14 protein-coding genes are annotated in these 20,906 nt (G+C 54.5%); all 14 read left to right on the forward strand.

Annotated features, from left to right (window positions below; all coding sequences use genetic code 11):
- The first annotated feature begins 22 nt into the window (after window positions 1-22).
- The 14 genes from tssB (at window position 23) to SFA31_RS05525 (ending at window position 20,794) form a co-directional block, all read left to right on the forward strand.
- Window positions 23-520, forward strand: a complete 498-nt coding sequence (tssB, locus tag SFA31_RS05460) for a type VI secretion system contractile sheath small subunit (protein ID WP_322837066.1) — start codon at window positions 23-25, stop codon at window positions 518-520.
- A gap of 33 nt (window positions 521-553) precedes the next feature.
- Complete coding sequence (tssC, locus tag SFA31_RS05465) at window positions 554-2,101, forward strand: type VI secretion system contractile sheath large subunit (RefSeq protein WP_322837067.1); 1,548 nt, start codon at window positions 554-556, stop codon at window positions 2,099-2,101.
- Between the two features lie 9 nt (window positions 2,102-2,110).
- Complete coding sequence (tssK, locus tag SFA31_RS05470; protein ID WP_322839300.1) at window positions 2,111-3,454, forward strand: type VI secretion system baseplate subunit TssK; 1,344 nt, start codon at window positions 2,111-2,113, stop codon at window positions 3,452-3,454.
- Window positions 3,451-4,140, forward strand: a complete 690-nt coding sequence (tssL, locus tag SFA31_RS05475) for a type VI secretion system protein TssL, short form (RefSeq protein WP_322837068.1) — start codon at window positions 3,451-3,453, stop codon at window positions 4,138-4,140. The genes tssK and tssL overlap by 4 nt, the downstream gene beginning before the upstream one ends.
- Entirely contained in the window at window positions 4,137-5,849 is a 1,713-nt protein-coding gene (locus tag SFA31_RS05480; RefSeq protein ID WP_322837069.1) for an OmpA family protein, read from the forward strand. The genes tssL and SFA31_RS05480 overlap by 4 nt, the downstream gene beginning before the upstream one ends.
- Window positions 5,850-5,852: 3 nt before the next feature.
- Window positions 5,853-6,344: a type VI secretion system effector Hcp gene (gene hcp, locus SFA31_RS05485; RefSeq protein ID WP_322837070.1), complete on the forward strand. Its 492-nt coding sequence runs from the start codon at window positions 5,853-5,855 to the stop codon at window positions 6,342-6,344.
- Window positions 6,345-6,631: 287 nt separating this feature from the next.
- On the forward strand, window positions 6,632-9,298 hold the full coding sequence (tssH, locus tag SFA31_RS05490) for a type VI secretion system ATPase TssH (RefSeq protein ID WP_322839301.1): 2,667 nt from the start codon (window positions 6,632-6,634) through the stop codon (window positions 9,296-9,298).
- Entirely contained in the window at window positions 9,295-11,646 is a 2,352-nt protein-coding gene (locus SFA31_RS05495) for a type VI secretion system tip protein VgrG (RefSeq protein WP_322837071.1), read from the forward strand. The genes tssH and SFA31_RS05495 overlap by 4 nt, the downstream gene beginning before the upstream one ends.
- Window positions 11,647-11,660: 14 nt before the next feature.
- Window positions 11,661-13,856: a M23 family metallopeptidase gene (locus tag SFA31_RS05500; RefSeq protein WP_322837072.1), complete on the forward strand. Its 2,196-nt coding sequence runs from the start codon at window positions 11,661-11,663 to the stop codon at window positions 13,854-13,856.
- Entirely contained in the window at window positions 13,843-14,613 is a 771-nt protein-coding gene (locus SFA31_RS05505) for a hypothetical protein (RefSeq protein WP_322837073.1), read from the forward strand. The genes SFA31_RS05500 and SFA31_RS05505 overlap by 14 nt, the downstream gene beginning before the upstream one ends.
- A gap of 290 nt (window positions 14,614-14,903) precedes the next feature.
- Complete coding sequence (locus tag SFA31_RS05510) at window positions 14,904-15,266, forward strand: hypothetical protein (RefSeq protein WP_322837074.1); 363 nt, start codon at window positions 14,904-14,906, stop codon at window positions 15,264-15,266.
- Window positions 15,267-15,589: 323 nt separating this feature from the next.
- Window positions 15,590-15,850, forward strand: coding sequence for a hypothetical protein (locus SFA31_RS05515; RefSeq protein WP_322837075.1), 261 nt, complete (start codon window positions 15,590-15,592; stop codon window positions 15,848-15,850).
- A 253-nt stretch (window positions 15,851-16,103) separates the two neighbouring features.
- Window positions 16,104-17,312, forward strand: coding sequence for a hypothetical protein (locus SFA31_RS05520; protein WP_322837076.1), 1,209 nt, complete (start codon window positions 16,104-16,106; stop codon window positions 17,310-17,312).
- Between the two features lie 2 nt (window positions 17,313-17,314).
- Window positions 17,315-20,794 (forward strand): ImcF-related family protein, encoded by a 3,480-nt coding sequence (locus SFA31_RS05525; protein ID WP_322839302.1) that lies wholly within the window; start codon window positions 17,315-17,317, stop codon window positions 20,792-20,794.
- Window positions 20,795-20,906: the final 112 nt, after the last annotated feature.

The following is a 20,906-nucleotide window of genomic DNA, read 5'->3' on the forward strand; positions in this document are numbered from 1 at the left end:
CGATAAACTGAGGGATGATGAAATGGCTGACAGTTTTCAAAATGAAGTGCCAAAGGCACGTATTAATTTAAAACTTGACCTGCATACGGGGGGCGCAAGTAAGAAAACCGAACTCCCCCTGAAATTACTCGTTGCGGGCGACTTTAGTAATGGACAGGAGAGCGCACCGGTATCAGAGCGTGAAAAAGTTAATGTGAACAAAAATAACTTTGACTCAGTGCTTTCTGAATATTCTCCAAAAGTAAATCTTACCTTCCCAAATACCCTTGCTGACGACGGCAGTGAAGACAGCATCAGTCTGACGTTCCAGAGTATGAAAGATTTTTCTCCCGAGCAGGTTGCCCGACAAATACCACAGCTTAAATCAATGCTTTCCATGCGTAACTTGCTTCGTGATTTAAAGGCAAACCTGCTGGATAACCAGACTTTCCGAAAAGAGTTGGAAAAAATTCTGCTCGACCCGGCATTAAGTGATGAACTCAGAGCCGAACTGTCAGCCCTGGCGCCTAAACAGCCATAGCGGTCACGATGCTTTAACGGATTAATAAGGAAGATGCTGATGTCTGTAAAAAATGAGAATGCCGCCGGTAGCGAGAGTGTGGTGCTTGAACGTCCTGCGGCTGGTGGAGTTTATGCCTCCCTGTTTGAAAAAATCAGCCTGAACCCGGTTTCAGAGCTAAGCACGCTGGATATCTGGCAGGATGCACAGGCGATGTCCGATGCAACGGCCGATGAGCGTTTAACCGCCGGAATGCAGGTGTTCCTGGAATGCCTGAAAAAATCTGGCTCGAAAGTGGAAAAGCTCGACAAAAATCTGATTGACCAGCATATCGCTGAGCTGGACTACCAGATTAGCCGGCAGCTTGATGCGGTCATGCATCACGAAGAGTTTCAGAAAGTGGAGTCTCTGTGGCGCGGGCTAAAATCGCTGGTTGATAAAACAGATTTTCGTCAGAACGTGCGCCTGGAGGTGCTTGACCTGTCTAAAGAAGACCTGCGTCAGGACTTTGAAGATTCTCCGGAAACTATCCAGAGCGGGCTGTATCTGCAAACCTACGTGGCGGAATACGACACCCCGGGCGGTGAACCGATTGGCGCGCTTATCTCCGCTTACGAGTTCGATGCCTCTGCGCAGGACGTGGCGCTGCTGCGTAATATCTCCCGCGTATCGGCTGCGGCGCATATGCCGTTCATTGGCGCGGTGGGTCCGAAATTCTTCCTGAAAGAAACCATGGAAGACGTTGCGGCGATTAAAGATATTGGCAACTATTTTGACCGGGCGGAATACATTAAGTGGAAGTCCTTCCGCGACAGCGATGATTCCCGCTATATCGGGCTGACCATGCCGCGCGTATTAGGGCGCCTGCCGTACGGGCCGGATACCGTGCCGGTGCGCAGCTTTAACTACGTCGAAGAAGTGAAAGGCCCGGATCACGATAAATACCTGTGGACCAACGCCTCTTTCGCCTTTGCATCCAACATGGTGCGCAGCTTTATCAATAACGGCTGGTGCGTGCAAATCCGCGGCCCGCAGGCCGGGGGCGCGGTTACCGACCTGCCTATTCATCTGTATGATTTAGGCACCGGCAACCAGGTGAAAATCCCGTCAGAGGTAATGATCCCGGAAACCCGCGAATTTGAGTTCGCTAACCTGGGCTTTATCCCGCTGTCTTATTACAAAAACCGCGATTATGCGTGTTTCTTCTCTGCCAACTCGGCGCAAAAACCGGCGCTGTACGACACCGCCGATGCCACGGCGAACAGCCGCATCAACGCGCGCCTGCCGTATATCTTCCTGCTGTCGCGTATTGCGCACTACCTGAAGCTTATCCAGCGTGAAAACATCGGTACCACCAAAGACCGCCGGCTGCTGGAACTGGAGTTGAACACGTGGGTGCGCAGCCTGGTAACGGAAATGACCGATCCGGGCGATGAGCTGCAGGCATCGCACCCGCTGCGCGATGCGAAAGTGGTGGTGGAAGATATCGAGGACAACCCGGGCTTCTTCCGCGTGAAACTGTACGCGGTACCGCATTTCCAGGTGGAAGGTATGGACGTGAATTTATCGCTGGTTTCCCAGATGCCAAAAGCTAAGTCTTAAGGCGGATAGCTGATGAAAACGGAACAACCGCTATGGGGCAGGGGCATTATGGTCTCTCCCCAGCACTTCCAGCAACAGGCCGCGTATGCGGCCTGGACTACGGAATGTATTGCCCGGCTGGGCCTCTCTCATCCCTGGGGGATGATTGAAGCTACTTTTGAACCGGATGCGCTGAAGCTGAGCCGCCTACAGGCTCGTCATCTACATATCCGATTTCCCGACGGGACGCTTATCGATACGGATAATGCGGATAATCTGCCACCGGCGCTATCGCTTGAGAGTGAATCGCAGGAGGCGGTAGTGGTACTGGCACTTCCGCTGTTACGAGCCAATGGTGGCAACTGCATCAAACCCGATGAAGTAGCTGAGCGTCCTGTCCGCTATCGCCAGCGCTGGCGGGATGTCCGCAATGCCTTTGGGGAGGATACCCGTCAGATTGCGGTGATGCAGCCTGAGCTGACGCTGCGCTTCGCCCATCAGAACAATAGCGATTATCTGACCTGCCCGGTTGCCCGCCTCCAGCAGGATTCTCAGGGGGGCTGGACACTCGATGAGACGTATCTTCCGCCACTGCTGACTCTGCAGGGCAGCCGCTGGCTAATCACACAGCTGGAACAGTTGATGACGCAACTGCGCGCCCGTCTGAGCCGCCTGATGGCTATGCGCCGGGAAAGTAACGAACGCATGGCGGATTTTGCCGTGGCCGATGTGTCACTGTTCTGGTTGCTTAATGCCCTGAACAGCGCTGAGCCCGTGCTGGGGCAGTTTCAGCGTCATCCGCAAAGCCCGCCGGAGCGTCTGTACCCTGAGCTGGCACGGCTTGCTGGCAGCCTGTTGACCTTCTCGCTGGAGCATCAGGTAAACGCCATTCCTGCTTGGCAGCATGAGCAGCTGAATGCCGTGTTTCCACCCCTGTTTGATTTGCTCGGCGATCTGCTGGAAGCCAGTCTGCCGTCACGCGTGGTGGCTATTGAGCTTGAGCGTGATGACCGTCTCCACTTTTGGCAGGCTCGTCTGCATGACCCACGCCTGCGCGAAGGCGCTGATTACTACCTTTCCGTACGCTCACCGCTACCGGTGGCACAGCTACAGGAACAATTTCCGCGCCAGTGCAAGGTCGGCAGCCCCGATCATGTCAGGAGTATCGTCAATTCATCGCGGGTGGGTGTACCACTGACGGCGCTGCGTCATGTGCCGGCAGCTATCCCTCTGCGTCTGGAAAACCAATATTTCAGCCTTGATGTCTCTCATCCTCTGGCTACCGAAATGCTCCAGAGCGGCACCTGTATGTTTTACGTTCCTGGAATGCTCGGTGAGATTGAACTTGAACTCTTTGCGGTACTGAGAACATGAGTGAGCCTAAACGCGGCGCTGCCGCATCTATTGATATTGATGCCCTGCTTCAGGACACCTGGCTGCAGGTGATAAGCCTGCGATATGGTCCAAAATTCCAGGACGGGGAAGGGCGCAGACTATGGGAGCGCTGCATTGCTGATGTCGAGCGTGTGCAGCGTGAGCTAAAAGCAAGCGAACTCGATGAAGCTAGCTGTCAGCATATTCTTACAGCGCAGTGTGCGCTGCTCGATGAGGCGGTCAAAGGTCGCGGTGTGGAGGATGACGCCTGTGTGCAGTGGTACGATATTCCTCTGCAAGGGCACTTCCTTGGCACTATGGACGCTGGTGATACACTGTGCGATCGCATGCGCGATGTGTTGCGTGAACCGGCTCCTGAACTGGCTGTCGTGACCTGCTTCCAGCGCATCATGATGCTAGGGTTCCTTGGCAGTTTCCGCTCTCTGAACGACCCGGAGCGCCAGAAACTTGTCAACGCACTCAGTGAACATGTCACGCCGTTCAGCTATCCACAAACTCACCCAGTACTGGCAGAAAGTCGTGCCGGACAGGGAATGGGGGGCTGGCTGGCGTCGTGGCCCGCACGTATTGGCCTGAGCTTAATAGTGGTTGCCGCACTCTGGTGGGGGCTGGATCGCTGGCTCGACCAGACGCTGTTGACACTGTTGCCGGGGGCCGCGAAATGAGTCCTGCACAACGGCGCGGGCTTGCGCTATGGGCCGCCCTGTTGAGTGCAGTGGTCTGCCTTGGTTTTCTGCCGATCACCCGACTGGCTTCCGTGCTCGTTTTGCTGGCGATGCTGGGGCTTATTATGGCGTGCTGGTATGTTGCCAGTCGTCGCCCGGAGCACGATGTCACCCTGAGCCTGGATGATCTCCCGGAAGCTACTTACCGTCAGCCTGTGGTGCTGGTCTGTGGCGATCTGCCGCTGGCCTGGCCGCATCAGTCACCGGTACTCACTGTCACTCAGGGATGCTGGATCCGCGTGGAGAGCCATCTGGATCTTGAGCAGGTTGCCCGCCACGTACTGTGGCTGCGCCCTGACTGGGGATGTCAGCTGTCGGTGATGGTCAGCGTCTGTCCTCAAAAGCATGCTGACAGCGAGCGGCTTACCAGTCGCCTGCTGGCCCTGCGCTGGCAGGTCAGCCAGTTGCGTAAAGAGACCGGTCATTCTGTGCCGCTGATTTTGAATGGTCAGATCGGTAGTGCGATGACGAATGATATGCTCTGGCAGGCCGCGATCTTGGGGGAGGGGGTGAAGGTCTGGCGTGAGTCTTCAGCACCGAGCTCAATCGCTGCGTGGGTCACTACCGGTGGAGCGGCTGCGATGCAGCAACAGGTGCTGATGAACAGCCTGATGAGCTGGTTCCATCAGCACGTTAAAGCCGTTTTTATAGATGAGAACCCCGATATTCCTGTCATCGCCCCTACTGCGGTGCTTTGGGGAATGGGGCCTATCCTTGCCGAAAGTCTGGCTACATCGGCCTGGACGGCGTGGCTGTCCCGTCACACCGCTATGCAGCAGGTGACTGGCTGGCAGCCGGTAGGAACGGACAGTACGGTGATTTCCCTATTCCCGGATTTTATCCTGCCGCTGCTACCGGAAGGGCGGGGTCTCACGCCCGGCGGGCGAACCTGGCGCTGTGCGCTTGGGCTCTTCACTCTGGCGGCGATTGCAGCGCTGCTCTGCAGTGGCTGGAACAATCGTCAGTTACTGCAGCGCGTGAGCTTTGATATTGCCCGCTATGACCGTATCCCGATGAATAATTTTGTACCAAAAGCCGATGCCGTTGCTGTCCTGCGTGATGATGCGGCGCAGCTGGATGGCTGGGCACGCAATGGTGTACCGGCCCGGATGAGCCTCGGTTTATATCAGGGCGAGCGTCTGCGAATGCCAGTGCTGGATGCAATCCGCTCATATGTGCCTCCGCCACCGCCGCCAAAACCGCAGCTGAAACCCAAACCGGTACCGAAAATTATCCGCCTCGACAGCATGTCGCTGTTCGATTCCGGCAAGTTCGTGTTGAAAACCGGCTCCACCAAAATGCTGGTCAACTCCCTGGTGGGCATCAAAGCGAAGCCGGGCTGGCTGATTGTGGTCAGTGGCCACACCGATAACACCGGTAATCCGAAACTGAATCAGACATTGTCCCTGAAGCGCGCTGAGGCTGTGCGTGACTGGATGCGGGATACCGGCGACGTGCCGGAAAGCTGTTTTGCAGTGCAGGGCTATGGCGAAAGTCGCCCCATCGCAACCAATGACACACCGGAAGGGCGCACGCTTAACCGCCGTGTCGAAATCAGTCTGGTGCCGCAGGCCGATGCCTGCCAGCTACCGGGCGCCCCCTCAGCGTCATCGCAGGATGATGACGTATCACAACACAATGGAGAGTAATACATGGCAATTCCTGTTTATCTTTGGCTGAAAGACGACGGCGGCGCGGACCTGAAAGGCTCTGTAGACGTTCAGGATCGTGAAGGCAGTATTGAAGTGGTTGCACAGCAGCACAACCTGTACATCCCGACCGATAACAACACCGGCAAGCTGACCGGTACCCGTATCCACACCCCGTTCCTGTTCACCAAGGAAATCGACGCCTCCAGCCCGTATCTGTACAAGGCGGTTACCACCGGCCAGACACTGAAGTCTGCCGAGTTCAAGTGGTACAAAATCAACGACGCGGGCCAGGAAGTGGAGTACTTCAACACCAAACTGGAAAACGTGAAGGTGGTGAAAGTAAACCCGGTAATGCACGACATCAAGGACCCTTCCTACGAGAAACATAACCATCTGGAGCAGATAGAACTGCGCTACGAAAAAATCACCTGGTCTTACAAAGACGGCAACATCGTTCATTCCGACAGTTGGAACGAGCGCGCCACCGCGTAAGTGATGCGCCATATTTCGCGCCGTAGCGGCGCGGGCGGTGTTCATGCACCCCGGTCACACGGTTATCTGTGCGCCCGGGGAGGCACTCGCCTGCCGCCTCGCTGCAACACGAACTATTGAGCGTAACCGCCTGACGGGCAGCGCGTCCTGCCCGTTTTTCTGCTTTTCACAACGTCTGCCCTGCGGGCGTTTTGCAAAGCAGTCACACATTTTATCAGTACTGACCTTATGGGCATCGGTTAGCGGCCAGGGGCGGTAGCGTGTCAAAAAGAGAGGGAATGAAACTCATGGAAAATCCAGCCGTTCTGTTACGTCGCCTGAATCCTTACTGCGCCCGTGCGCTGGAAGGTGCCGCCTCCCTGTGTCAGACCCGCGCCCACGCGGAAATTTACCCGGAGCACTGGCTGCTGAAGCTGCTGGAGCAGGGCGAAGGCGACCTGACGGTGCTGGCGCGCCGCTACGAATGGGACATGGATGCGCTGTGGCAGGACCTGCTGGGCTGGCTCGACAATCTGCCGCGTTCGGTGCGGGGGCGACCGCAGCTTTCCGGCAACATGCTGAGCCTGCTGCAGGAAGCCTGGCTGCTGGCCTCGCTCAGTGGTGAAGCGCAGATACGCAGCCTGCATCTGCTGACGGCGCTGACCGGTAAGCCAAAACTGCTGCGCTGCGACGGCCTGTGGCCGATGCTGACCCTGGCGCAGAGCCAGCTTGAGCGCTTAACGCCGCTGCTCGACGCGCAGTCGGATGAGCGCCCGGAAGTGCAGCAGGAAGCAGAGCTCGCCTGCGCGGGTGGCGATGTGGAAATGGTGGGGCGCCCGGCAGGGGCTGAAGCAGGGGCTGACGGGCTGAAGGCCGGTGAGCTGAACCCGGCCCTGCAGAACGCGCTGGATAAATTCACCCTCGACGTGACCGCCAGAGCGAAGGAAGGCAAAATCGACCCGGTATTTGGCCGGGACACGGAAATCCGCCAGATGGTGGATATTTTGTCGCGCCGCCGCAAGAACAACCCGATTCTGGTCGGAGAGCCGGGCGTCGGGAAAACCGCGCTGGTGGAGGGGCTGGCGCTGCGCATTGCCGAAGGCAATGTGCCGGCCTCCCTCAAACCCGTGGCGCTGCGCACGCTTGACCTTGGCCTGCTGCAGGCCGGGGCGGGTGTGAAGGGTGAATTTGAACAGCGCCTGAAAAACGTGATTGATGCGGTGCAGCAGTCGCCGGTGCCGGTTTTGCTGTTTATTGACGAAGCGCACACCATCATCGGCGCGGGCAACCAGGCCGGGGGCGCCGATGCGGCCAACCTGCTGAAACCGGCGCTGGCGCGCGGCGAGCTGCGCACCATTGCCGCCACCACCTGGAGCGAATATAAGCAGTATTTTGAGCGCGACGCCGCGCTGGAGCGCCGCTTCCAGATGGTAAAAGTGGACGAGCCGGACGACGAGACCGCCTGCCTGATGCTCAGGGGCCTGAAATCGCGCTACGCCGAACACCATCATGTACACATCACCGATGAGGCAGTGCGCGCCGCCGTCACGCTGTCCCGCCGTTACCTGACTGGGCGCCAGTTGCCGGATAAAGCCGTCGATTTGCTGGATACCGCCGCCGCGCGGGTGCGTATGAGCCTTGATACCGTGCCGGAGCCACTGACCCGGGTGCGTGCGCAAATGACCGCGCTGGAAATGGAAAAACAGGCGCTGCTGGAAGATGTCGCCGTCGGTGACGGCGCGCAGGGTGAACGGCTGGCCGCTATTGAGCAGGAAGAGGCGCGCCTGAGCGGGGAGCTCGGCGGGCTGGAAAGCCGTTACCATCAGGAACAGAAGCTGACTGAACAACTGCTGGCCAGCCGCCAGGATATCGCCCGCCGGGAAGAGGCTTACGCGCTGCAGCAGCAGCTCAGCGGGCTGCAGCACACCAGCCCGCTGCTGTCTGTGGATGTGGATGTGCGCACCGTCGCCAGCGTGATTGCCGACTGGACCGGGGTGCCGCTCTCCTCGCTGATGAAAGACGAGCAGTCGGAACTGCTGAACCTGGAGACGGAAATTGGCAGGCGCGTGGTCGGGCAGGACGTCTCCCTTAACGCCATCGCTCAGCGCCTGCGCGCGGCGAAGACCGGGCTGACGCCAGAAAACGGCCCGCAGGGCGTATTCCTGCTGGTTGGCCCGAGCGGCGTTGGGAAAACTGAAACCGCGCTGGCGCTGGCCGACGTGCTGTACGGCGGGGAGAAATCGCTGATTACCATCAACCTGTCGGAGTACCAGGAGCCGCACACCGTTTCCCAGCTAAAAGGCTCACCGCCGGGCTACGTCGGTTACGGGCAGGGCGGTATTCTGACCGAAGCGGTGCGCAAGCGCCCGTACAGCGTGGTGCTGCTGGATGAAGTGGAAAAAGCGCACCGCGACGTAATGAACCTGTTCTATCAGGTGTTCGACCGCGGCTTTATGCGCGACGGCGAAGGGCGCGAAATCGACTTCCGTAATACGGTCATTCTGATGACCTCGAACCTCGGCAGCGACCACATCATGCAGTTGCTGGATGAACAGCCGGATGCCGGCGAAGCCAGCCTGCAGGAACTGCTGCGCCCGATTTTACGTGACCACTTCCAGCCGGCGCTGCTGGCGCGCTTCCAGACCGTGATTTACCGGCCGCTGGCGCAGGCGGCGATGCGCACCATCGTGGAAATGAAGCTCGCGCAGGTGAGTCAGCGCCTGCGCCGCCACTACGGCCTGAGCACGCATATTGAAGAGAGCCTGTACGACGCCCTGACCGCCGCCTGCCTGCTGCCGGACACCGGCGCGCGCAACGTCGACAGCCTGCTGAACCAGCAAATCCTGCCGGCGCTGAGCCGGCAGTTGCTCACGCACATGGCGGCGAAGCAGAAACCGCAGGCTCTGACGCTCGGCTGGAGTGAAGAAGAGGGCGTCGGAATGACGTTTGACCTGCCACAGGGAGTGCACGCATGAACGGTAATCCTCCGATAAGATTCAGCCACAGCCATCACCGGCTTTCGGTGAAGGGGTGTGAAGCAGAGCTTGATGTGCTGGCGTTTGAAGGCCATGAAGCCCTGAGCAAACCGTTCAGCTACCGCATTGAGTTCACCAGCGCTGACCATACCCTCGGTCAGGAAATGATGCTGATGAAAGCCGCTGCCCTGACGCTGCAGGCGCCGGTGGAGCAGGGCTTTGGCATCAAAATCCAGCAGGCGGTGCGCACCCTGCAGGGGGTGGTGAGCGGCTTTGAACGCCTCGGCACATCAAAAGATGAAACCCGTTACGCCCTGACGCTGCAGCCACGCCTGGCGCTGCTGGACCGTTCGCATCAGAACGCCATCTACCAGGACATGAGCGTCCCGCAAATCGTGGAAAAAATTCTGCGCGAGCGCCACGGCATGCGCGGGCAGGATTTTCTGTTCTCGCTGAGCCAGGAATACCCGCGCCGCGAGCAGGTCATGCAGTACGGTGAGGATGACCTGCACTTTATCACCCGCCTGCTGGGAGAGGTGGGTATCTGGTTCCGCTTTACCACCGACACGCGCCTGAATATTGACGTGGCGGAGTTCTGTGACGGGCCGCAGGGCTATGAGAAAGGCCTGACGCTGCCGTCGGTGCCGCCGTCGGGGCAGCACTCGCAGGGCGCGGACGCGGTGTGGGGAATGGAGAGTCATCATAGCGTGGTGCAGAAGCAGGTCAGCACCCGCGATTACAACTACCGGCAGGCCACGCAGGACATGAACGCCCGGGTGGATGTGACGCGCGGGGATGTCACCACCTACGGTGATGCCTACCACTATGCCGATAACTACCTGACGGCGGGCAGTGCGTATGAGCGCAGCCCGGCGCCGGAGTCCGGCGCGTTCTACGCCCGTATCCGGCATGAGCGCTACCTGAACGGTCAGACGCAGACCCGAGCCGTCACCAGCTGCCCGACGCTGGTACCGGGTATGTTGCTGAAAGTGACGGGCGGAGACGAAGTGGCGGAGGTCTTTGGTCAGGGCGTTGTTGTGACCGCAATGCACACGCACGCCCGTCGTGACGAAGATTTTGGAGTGAATTTTGAGGGTATCCCGGACAGCGCGGACTTCAGCTTCAGCCCTGAGCCGGGGGCACGCCCGGTGATGGCGGGGACCCTGCCGGCCCGGGTCACCAGCACCACCGAAAATGACATCTACGGCCACATCGACAGGGACGGTCGCTACCGGGTTAACATGCTGTTTGACCGGGACAGCCGGGAGACCGGGTTTGAGAGCCTGTGGGTGCGCCAGTCGCGCCCGTATGCGGGGGATACCTACGGGCTGCACCTGCCGCTGCTGGCGGGCACCGAAGTGGCGATTGGCTTTGAGGACGGCAATCCGGACCGGCCGTACATTGCCGGCGTGCTGCACGACTCGGCGCACGGCGACCACGTCACTATCCGCAACTACAAACGCAACGTGCTGCGCACACCGGCGAACAACAAAATCCGCCTCGACGACGAGCGCGGGAAGGAGCACATCAAGGTCAGCACCGAGTACGGCGGCAAGAGCCAGCTGAATCTGGGGCACCTTGTCGACAGCGAAAAACAACGGCGCGGCGAGGGCTTTGAGCTCAGAACCGACGAGCGGGGCGCGATACGGGCACAGAAAGGGATTTTTATCAGCGCGGACGGCCAGCCGCAGGCGCAGGGCCAGGTGCTGGAGATGGGGGCGGCAGTCAGCAATCTGGGTGATGCCCGGGAGCAGATGACATCCATCTCAGATGATGCCCGAAAGGCGACAGCGAACCCGGCCGATCTGCAGGCGCAAATCAAACTACTGGAACAACAGCTGACGGAGCTCAGGAAATCGGTGCTGCTGCTCAGTGCGCCGGACGGCATGGCACTGACCAGTGGACAGCACCTGCAGATGTCAGCCAGCCAGAACCTGATTGCCACGGCCGGAAAAAATGCGGACGTCAGCGTAGTGAAAAATCTGTTTGTAGGAGTTGGTAATGCGCTGAGTGTGTTTGTGCGCAAACTTGGCATTAAGCTCATTGCGAACCAGGGACCGGTGAAAATACAGGCGCAGAATGACCTGATGGAACTGGTGGCGCGTGGGGAGCTCAGTATTACCAGCACTGAAGATGAGATCCACATTACTGCTAATAAACGTGTAGTGATCAATGGCGGAGGGAGTTATATCACCCTGGATGCCAACGGGATAGAATCCGCCACGTTGGGCGAATACCGGACAAAAGCCGGTTTCTACGGGCGCAAAGAGAAGGCTAATAACCCCGAACAATTCCCGAGCATCGCCCCGGAAACCACCGAACCTTCCCGCAAATTCAGCTTTTCCTGACAAGGAGTCCTAACATGATTATCAGCCCTCCGCTCCTGAAAGCGAAAAACGCGACTGAAACCGATGCGGCGTGGATTGAAAGAGTGATGGCCGTGGCTGAACGCCGCGGTTTTCCCGCCAATGGGCATGGTTCGTGGCACGGCGGGATCCATATCCGGCATACCGATGGCGGCAGGCCTGCAGAAAGGGTGCGGGCGATAGCAGATGGCACAGTGGTGTCCTTGCGTCAAAGTTCGGGTATCGGTAAACGGGACCAGGCCCCCCTGAACCTCAATGCAGATAAGCCAGACGCTAAAGGCAGTGATGACGGCTATGTACTGGTGAAGCACGAAACTGAGATCGGCAGTGGTGACGAGGCGAAAGTGGTCTTTTATTCGCTTTACATGCATCTGAAATCGCTTGAACCGACAGTGAAAGCTGGTGAGAAGGTGTACCGGAAAGATCCGCTCGGTACCTCCGGGATGGTCGATGCGGTGAATGCTTTCCATTTCCAGATATTCTGCGACGATGACAATATCAGCAAATTGACGGGCAGGAATACCCGCGAACTTGACGTGTCGAAAGATGGCCGAACCGATGCCGTATACGGGGATATTCATTTTTATCTTCCTGCCGGAACTAAATTTTACGACAAAGCCCCGGCACATAACGGCACGTCCACAGACGGTCTAACCGAGCGCTTTACCAGCACTGTCCCTCTGTATGCCAGCATGACCCTTGAGAAGAGGAGCTGCACCCTGGTGACCCGACAGAAGGATACTCAAATTGAAGGGAAATACCTCCTGGTGGGAGAGCCCCTGGTGAACGCAGATGGGGAGGACTACGAGTACAACCTCTATAAAACCGCCATGGCCAACTACCAGGACAGCCCGAGCGCGGGGTTTGAACTGCTCCGGTTTGGTCGCGTTATTAATACCGCACATGAGACTCTGGTGCCGGCGGATGCGCCACTGTGGATGACGGTCAACTACCCCGGCGGGAAAGGAGTGGTCAATCTGGCTGTTCCGAGTATTAAAAAGTTCAGTGACGCGGATTTTCCACACTGGACAGGCTGGCAACTGGTTGACGATGACGCGGATTCCAATAGCCAGTGTAATTCAGCCATAATCAAGAAGCTGCAGGAAGATGGCGAGTTCGATAACCAGTGCGGCAAACTGATTTGTCATTTTCCGTTCGAGTGGGAAAGAAGTACGCTCGACACCCGTTTTGCATGGCTAAAAACGGGCAGTGATGAGCATGATCCGATGTCGGAAGAAGATTATGCAAAGTTTAAGGCTCATGCTGAAGCGCTGTGTTTTGATTCTGGTTCTTTGGCATCGGGACGGTTGTGGCACTTTGAGCCAAAGGCATTTATTCGGCAATTTAGAAAATGTGGCTGGCTTGATAGTGAAGTAATTGAAAAAATAATGGTGGCAAATACTAAGCCAACGGCAAAGTTGCAAATCAGTAAGATAAGTAAGAAGGTAACTGAATATTACGGTGATATAAATGCCATACTTAATAAATACAATCTTTATAGTGCCAATAGAAAATGTCATTTTCTTGGGCAGGGGGCTGTTGAATCCGGAAGTTTGCTGTCAATGCAGGAGGTTAGTCAGCAACAACTGATAGAAAATGGTGTCCACAAAGGTGGTGGGATTGTTGACCTATCAACCAAAAATGAAGCGGAGCTCGGGCATTGGTATGGAGAGTTGACAAAAGAGAAAGACGATTATTTTTCTGGTAAAAAATACAATTCAAAAGGAAATGTTATCACAGGGTCCTACAGCTGGATTAATGGGAATTGTGGTGATGTTGATGCCCAGAAATACAGAGGGCGTGGTTTTAAAATGCTCACTGGGCTCGATACTTATTCTAGCTATTGGGTATATCGAGGGTGGCTCTCAGTAAGTGACTTTGATCGATATTGGTGGGATGACCCTCAATACAAAAAGAAAAATGCAGCAAAAATGAAAAAACGTAGTCCTCAGATAGACTCACCACAAAAAATAACAGAAAGTAGTTATAATTGCATTGATACTGGCGGTTTCTTCATCGTTGGGTTTAAAGGTAAAACGGTGAAAATAATGGATGGGGATAAAAATGGCAAAGCAGATGATGATCAGGTTATTGAAAATGTTACCTCTGCAATAAATGGTGCTGACAAAGGTCTTGCAGAGAGAAAAATCTTTACGAAAAGAGCTAAGGAGGCGATTGGTGATGACGTTTAATAAAGCATTTTTAACTTCAATTATGTACTTTATGGCTACGTTTAGCTCTTGGGGGGCATATTACAATACCATTAAAGTTGATGGTTATATGATTGGTCTCAATAAAAATAGCCAAGGGGTGGTTGATGTACATAGTAACGCCTCGAAATTTTCCGCTTCATGTAAAATTAAAAATTGGAATAGCAAGTACTATTTAGGGGCTGGAATACTCTCTTTGACAAGTGATAAGGTTGGTGTGATTGTTGCTGGAAGCAATATGTTTTTAAAAACAAAGGAGTTGGAGGCTTGTAATAACGAATTCGTAAATTTATATAGCGTAGATTATTTAGACCAAGAATTATCTACTCTTGTCGATGTTAACTTCGATAAAAAACTGATTCTCGCTTTAATTCCCATTGATGCCCAATCAGGGGCGCATCAAGCGATAATATCAAGTTTTGATGGGAAAGAGAATGTTATCTCTGGGAAAGGTTTTTGGAGTCCACGTGTAAAGGATGTGAATATTTCGGATGATACATTTCCTGTAACTGATGACTTTTACATCGGGAAAATATCAGCTAATGGAATGTACGTTGCTCCTAACGATATTGATTGTTCTGTAGATTCTTTTCCTGGTGTATGGGATATAGAAAAAAGAATGAAAGTTGTTCTTCCTTTAGAAAAGGATAGTTCGGACGCAGATAGCAAATGTAAGGATCTTTTTACTGGAAAAGCAACCTTAAAGGAATTAGGTGGTAAACTGATCTCTACAAAATAATGTGTATTACATTTATTTAATAATTTTGTTAGGAAATGCGAAAGTATCCCGTGAGCAAAAAAATACAACTGCGTCTTTGGAAGACTACATCGAGCAATCATTAAAGCCTTCATCTTTTTAATGTGTTTCATTCCGATATCTTTAATTGCAGGCGAGCTGTCAGGATTTTATAATGATATTGTAAATTGTAAAGGAAATCCTATCAACATTCATTTTATTCCATACTTTAATGAGGGGATCTCCTCTATTATAGATGTGAGTTTTGAAAAAAATTAGTTCTGGCATTGGTTGTGGTTGATGCTCACCTCCGAGCATATCAAGTGATCGTTTCCAATTTTAACGGGACTAAAAATCTGTTGGCAGGAAAAGGTTTTTGGAGTGACTCAATAAATGAATCAGATGATGATAATGTGTTTTATCCCGGAGATACGATATATATTGGCAAAATATCTATTAATGGGAAATACGTTGCGCCAAATGATTTAGATTGTACTATGGATTTATTTCCTGGTGTATGGGATATTGAAAATAAAATGAAAGTCGCGTTCTTGGAAGATAAGGATGATGCGGTAATTGACCATAAATGTAAAGAACTGTTTTCAGGGATTAAAACGCTAAATGAGCTAAGTGGAAAGCTCATCAATATGAAATGATATTTTTGCAAACAGCTGTTTTGTTATTAGTGCATTAATTGATTTTATCATGGAAGAATAATGTATTTAAAACTTTAGGCTTACTTTTACTCTTGATTTTTTCTTTGTTAGCTCATTCAGCCGATAATCTGAAAAGGTCATGTGGTGTACTATTCAATGTAGGAGGTGAGGCATTTTTGTTTTATACCGATAGCGATATTAAAGAATTTGAAATGAACAAGGAATATAAGCGATTGATGTAGGAAAAGTATTCGTATGTTGTATGTCTTATAAATATGATAATGAAGAATACATTCGCGGGATTACAAAAATTGAATTTGTAAATGAAAAGTCTTACTCAAGCCAGAAAGAAACCGGTAAAAAATTATGTTTCAAGAATTGACAGGGCTGGGTATGGTATACCTCCAGCAAGTATAGATAATGACAAAAACAACAATTTATATTTGGGTTATAATTACAAACCTTACTCGGAAAATAAATTTTTCTTTTACAAAGGAGGTGTAACCACTATTTATATATTTGAAAAATATGGGATTGCATTTTCGAAATTTGGAGTTTGCTCACTTAATGGTAAAGCAATGTAATGCCGAAGATATTATGAGTCAGGCATTGAGAAAGGCCGTCTTAATGAAGATATTAATTATGTTTATGTAAAAGGAAACTATATAGAGGAAGGCGTTTATGTGATTTATGATCGAAATGGTGATGTTGCATTTATTGAAATCAAAAATAGAAATTATAAAAAGGATAAGGTGCTCTTTGATAGATACCCTGAGAAAACCGAACGATCTTTCTATTATAGTTAATTTTTATAAATATTGAGGTATGAGAGTTTGAATGTCGTATTCCCTTAAACACCTTCCTGAACGTTATCCACGACCAGTCCCGGTAAAAACATTCCGCTGGTTTGCTGTTCTGGCGGCAATGTTAGTCATTAGTGTGATCCTCATGCGTATATTCGGACGCTACATCGATAACAGGCATTTCTGGTTTATTGCTATTGGCACGCCAGTCGTTATGTGGGTTGTGAGTTTCGGTATTCGTATGTGGGTCTGGTCATTACAGGACAGCAAAGCGAATGGTTTTGACAGACGTCGGGAACAATGGATTTTACGTGAAACCCGCAGAGCAAGACGAGCGCTCCAGGTGCTGAATACGACATTTATAACTGCTTATCATGAGATGGATAAGGATGTTGCCGCTGCTGCGATGATGAACAATCAAGGCATCATCGCCTCTCAGGCTGACTGGAAGGGCGAGAAAAGTAAAAGGATGAGCCGCATTTTGGTAGAACCAGAAGATACACCTGAGTCGCTTATCTCACACTTGTTTTCAGAACTTATTGCCGATCTGCCTATCGATAAGTTCCCCGAGCATGCCTCACTGGTTGTTGTTCTTAATGTTTCGTCATCACTGTCCCTCGCTGCTGTTCGTGATATTTGGCAGCAAAAATGGCAGGAAAGTGGTATAGCCTGCGCTGTTGAATATGAAGACAGCAATGGCGTAGAAGGAATTAACCACTGGCTGGATCACCGCATTAAAGATTCAGCAATGTTGTTGATTGTTTCGCTTCAGATCGCCCCAACGGTTTCCAATAACTCAGCTGAAGCGGCAGTGGCCATTCTCCTCGGCAACCGTATGACGCAGGAGACACTCGAACCTGTCGCACTGCTGCACCGCCCTGACCCGACCCCACCAGGAGGACTGGAGGCAGGTATGCGAATGGCCGCTTATAATGTTCCGCTCAAAGAAAATATCGTCAAACACCTGTGGCTTGCTGGATTGACGAAAGAACAACGTGCAGAGGTGGTCGAGTGCCAGAATAAACACCCCACCCAGTCAGTTGAAGACGACGCTGTAGCAAACCTTGACGTATCAATGGGGCATGCCGGAGCTGCAGCCCCTTGGCTGGCCATCGCTGCCGCCACTGAAATAGCCCGACAAACACAGTTACCCCAGATGATAATCAGCGGCGACACCGCACAGGATGTGCTATGGAGCACACTCGTTACCCCAATTGCTTCCCGACAGGAGATGGATGCGTGAGGCTGAAAGCTTTATTACCGAAAACGACGGAAGGCCGCTATTTTGCTGCCGCAGTATTCTTTTTACTCCTGCTGGCCGCCATGACATTTATTATCTGGAAACATCCGAATATAGCAGGTCTTCAGCCTGAAAGTGAGCAACAGACTTACTGGCTTATTGCCGGTGGCTGTATCACAGGATGTGCATTTCTCGCTTCATTGTTGCTTCTGGTCGTGGTTCGAAACGCCGGGAAGGCTGAATTTGATGATCTCGTTGATGGCACAAACGGTGATGATGAAAAGAAGAAACAGGAAAACGAGAAGATAGCTGTTCACCTGGCCGTCGCGATGTGTGACAGTCTTCGCCGTCATTTGCATTCTCGCTTTGGCTTTTTCTGGCGCCACAAAGTCCGCCTGTTGTTGATTACCGGCGATGAGGCAGCCATTGAGCAACTGGTGCCCGGCCTGCAGAAGGAGCAGTGGCTTGAGGGCAGCCGTACCGTGCTGATTTACGGCGGCAGCCTGGCCTCGGAGCCTGACCGCGAAAAATACGCCGCGCTGCGTAAACTGCGGCGCGGCCGCCCTCTGGATGGCATTGTGCGCGTCATGCCTGCCTCGTTTAACCTGACACCCCAAATCAGCGACAGCGACCTGCGCGGGCTGGAAAAAATCAGCGAACTGCTCCGCTATTCCGCACCGGTCTGGCTGTGGCAATTATGCGACAGCGGCTGGTCGCAGAGCGGCCGCACTGAGCAGGCGGTGGGGGCCGCTTTCCCGCTGCGCGCAGCCGAAGACGATATTATCCGCCAGCTTGAGCTGATGCTGCCGGCCCTGCGGGCGCAGGGCGTGAGCCAGGTCGCTGAGAACAACGGTCACGACTTCCTGCTGCGCCTGGGTCAGCACCTTGCAGAGGGCGGTATTGCCCGCCGGGCAGAACAACTGGCGCCGTGGCTGTTTGCCTCTCAGCAGCGCATTCCGCTGCGTGGCCTGATGTTCAGCCTGCCACAGGGGCAGTCATCCGGCGCCATTGAGGATGCCGGACTCTCTGCCCCTGCCGGGGCCGAAAAATATATCCCGCAATCACAGCGCCATGCCCTGACGTTATCTGTTACCTGGCAGGGGGTTGTGGACGATTGCACCCGCGTACGCGGTCGCCGGGTCGGAATGCCGTGGGAGCAGGCGCTGGCCTGGGCGCTGACGGCGATTATCGGCGTCTGGGCGGCGGGAATGCTGCTCTCTTTTGCGCTCAACCGGTCACAGATAGTTTCTGTTGCAGAGCAGGCGCATGCCCTGGTGGAACATCCTTCCGTCTCGGACAGCCAGCTGACGGCCCTGCACGCCCTGCGCAACGATGCCGGACGCCTGCAGCATCGTATTCAGAACGGCTCACCGTGGTATCAGCGCTTTGGTCTGGACCATAACCCGCAGCTACTTGACGCACTGCTGCCCTGGTACGGCGTGGCGAACAATCGTCTGATACGCGACCCGGCAAATGCCGCCCTGATGCAGAAGCTCAGCGCGCTGGCCAACTCGGCCCCGAACAGCGACCAGCGGGCTGCGCTGGCAAAACCGGGCTATAACCAGCTGAAGGCCTGGCTGATGATGGCGCGCCCGGATAAAGCCGACGGCGCGTATTACGCGCAGACCATGAAAACCGTGCAGCCGGCGCACCCGGGTATCTCAGCCGGCCTGTGGCAGAGCCTGTCGCCGGATTTGTGGGCCTTTTACATCGCCGTGCTGCCGGAGCAGCCGCAGTGGAAAATCACGCCGGATGCGCAGCTGGTCAGCCAGAGTCGCCAGGTGCTGCTGCAGCAGATAGGGCGGAGTAACGCGGAAAGCACCCTGTATGAGAATATGCTTAAATCCGTGCGCCGTAATTTCGCCGATGTGTCCCTGGAGGACATGACCAGTGGTACCGATGCGCGGCGGCTGTTCACGACAGATGAAGTTGTGCCCGGCATGTTTACCCGCCAGGCGTGGGAAGAGGGTATTCAGCAGGCCATCGAAAAGGCCGCGAGGTCGCGGCGGGATGAAATTGACTGGGTGCTGAGCGACAGCCGAAAAACCGTCTCCTCAGACCTGTCGCCGGAAGCCCTGAAGGCCCGCCTGACGCAGCGTTACTTCACCGATTTTTCCGGCAGCTGGCTGAGTTTCCTCAACGGTCTGCGGCTTAACCCGGCAAACACTATTGCCGATGTGACGGACCAGCTGACGCTGATGAGCGATGTCCGCCAGTCCCCGCTAATAGCGCTGGTGAATACCGTCGCCTGGCAGGGGCAGACCGGACAGCGGAGCGAGAGGCTGTCGGACTCCCTCATCAAATCGGCGAAAGACCTGGTGGGCGGAAAAGATAAACCGGCGATTGACCAGTCTGCCTCCGGGCCGCAGGGGCCACTGGATGAAACCTTTGGCCCGCTGCTGCAGCTTGTGGGCAAAAATAAGGGCAGCAACGTTATGTCGGCTGACAACTCCCTGAGCCTGCAGACGTATCTGACCCGCATCACCCGCGTGCGCCTGCGTTTGCAGCAGGTGGCCAGCGCCTCCGACCCGCAGGAGATGATGCAGGCGCTGGCGCAGACCGTATTCCAGGGCAAAAGCGTGGACCTGACCGACACCCAGCAGTACGGCAGCCTGATTTCGGCAAGCCTCGGCGAAGAGTGGAACGGCTTTGGCAACACGATGTTTGTACAGCCGCTGAATCAGGCATGGGAAACCGTTTTGCAGCCGTCGGCAGCCAGCCTGAATGACCGGTGGAGCCGCTCGATTGTTGCGAACTGGCATACCGCGTTTGACGGACGTTTTCCGTTTGCCGTCAGTAAAAGCGATGCTTCCCTGCCGATGCTGGCTGAATTTGTGCGTAAGGACAGCGGGAGAATAGAGCGCTTCCTGACCACGGAGCTCAGCGGAGTGCTGCATAAAGAGGGCAGTCAGTGGGTGCCGGATAAGGTCAACAGCCAGGGGCTGAGCTTTAACCCGGCGTTCCTTAGGGCCATTAACCGGCTGAGCCAGATATCGGACATTCTGTTTACCGATGGCGGTCAGGGTATCAGCTTCGAACTGCAGGCCCGCCCGGTGCCGCACGTGGTGGAAACACAGCTGACCATTGATGGTCAAAAGCTGCGCTACTTCAACCAGATGGCCGACTGGCAGCCCTTTCGCTGGCCGGGAGACACGTACAGGCCGGGCACCATGCTGACCTGGACCACGGTCAGTGCGGGTGCGCGCCTGTTTGGTGACTACAGCGGGACCTGGGGCTTTATTCGCTGGCTGGATGAGGGCAGGCGTCAGCAGCTTGACCGCAGCCAGTGGATGATGAGTTTCACCGCAGCGGATGGCCGCACGCTGCAGTGGGTGCTGCGCTCCCAGCTGGGTAAAGGTCCGCTGGCGCTGCTGGAGCTGCGGGGCTTTACGCTGCCGGAGCAGATATTCAGCGTCGACAGCGCGGCCATGGCCCGGGCGCTGGTAGCCGGCAGGGAAGGCAGCGAGCGGGACGAGATTGAATAACCGGCATTTTGCAGGCTCCGGCGGCCGGCTGTCAGGCGGTCAAACCGCTGCGGTGAAAATACATGCAGCCATGTACGGAAAGCGGGTATTGCTGGCTTATCCACATCAGTGA

Source organism: Erwinia sp. HR93 (genome assembly GCF_034555055.1).
GTDB lineage: Bacteria > Pseudomonadota > Gammaproteobacteria > Enterobacterales > Enterobacteriaceae > Apirhabdus > Apirhabdus apintestini.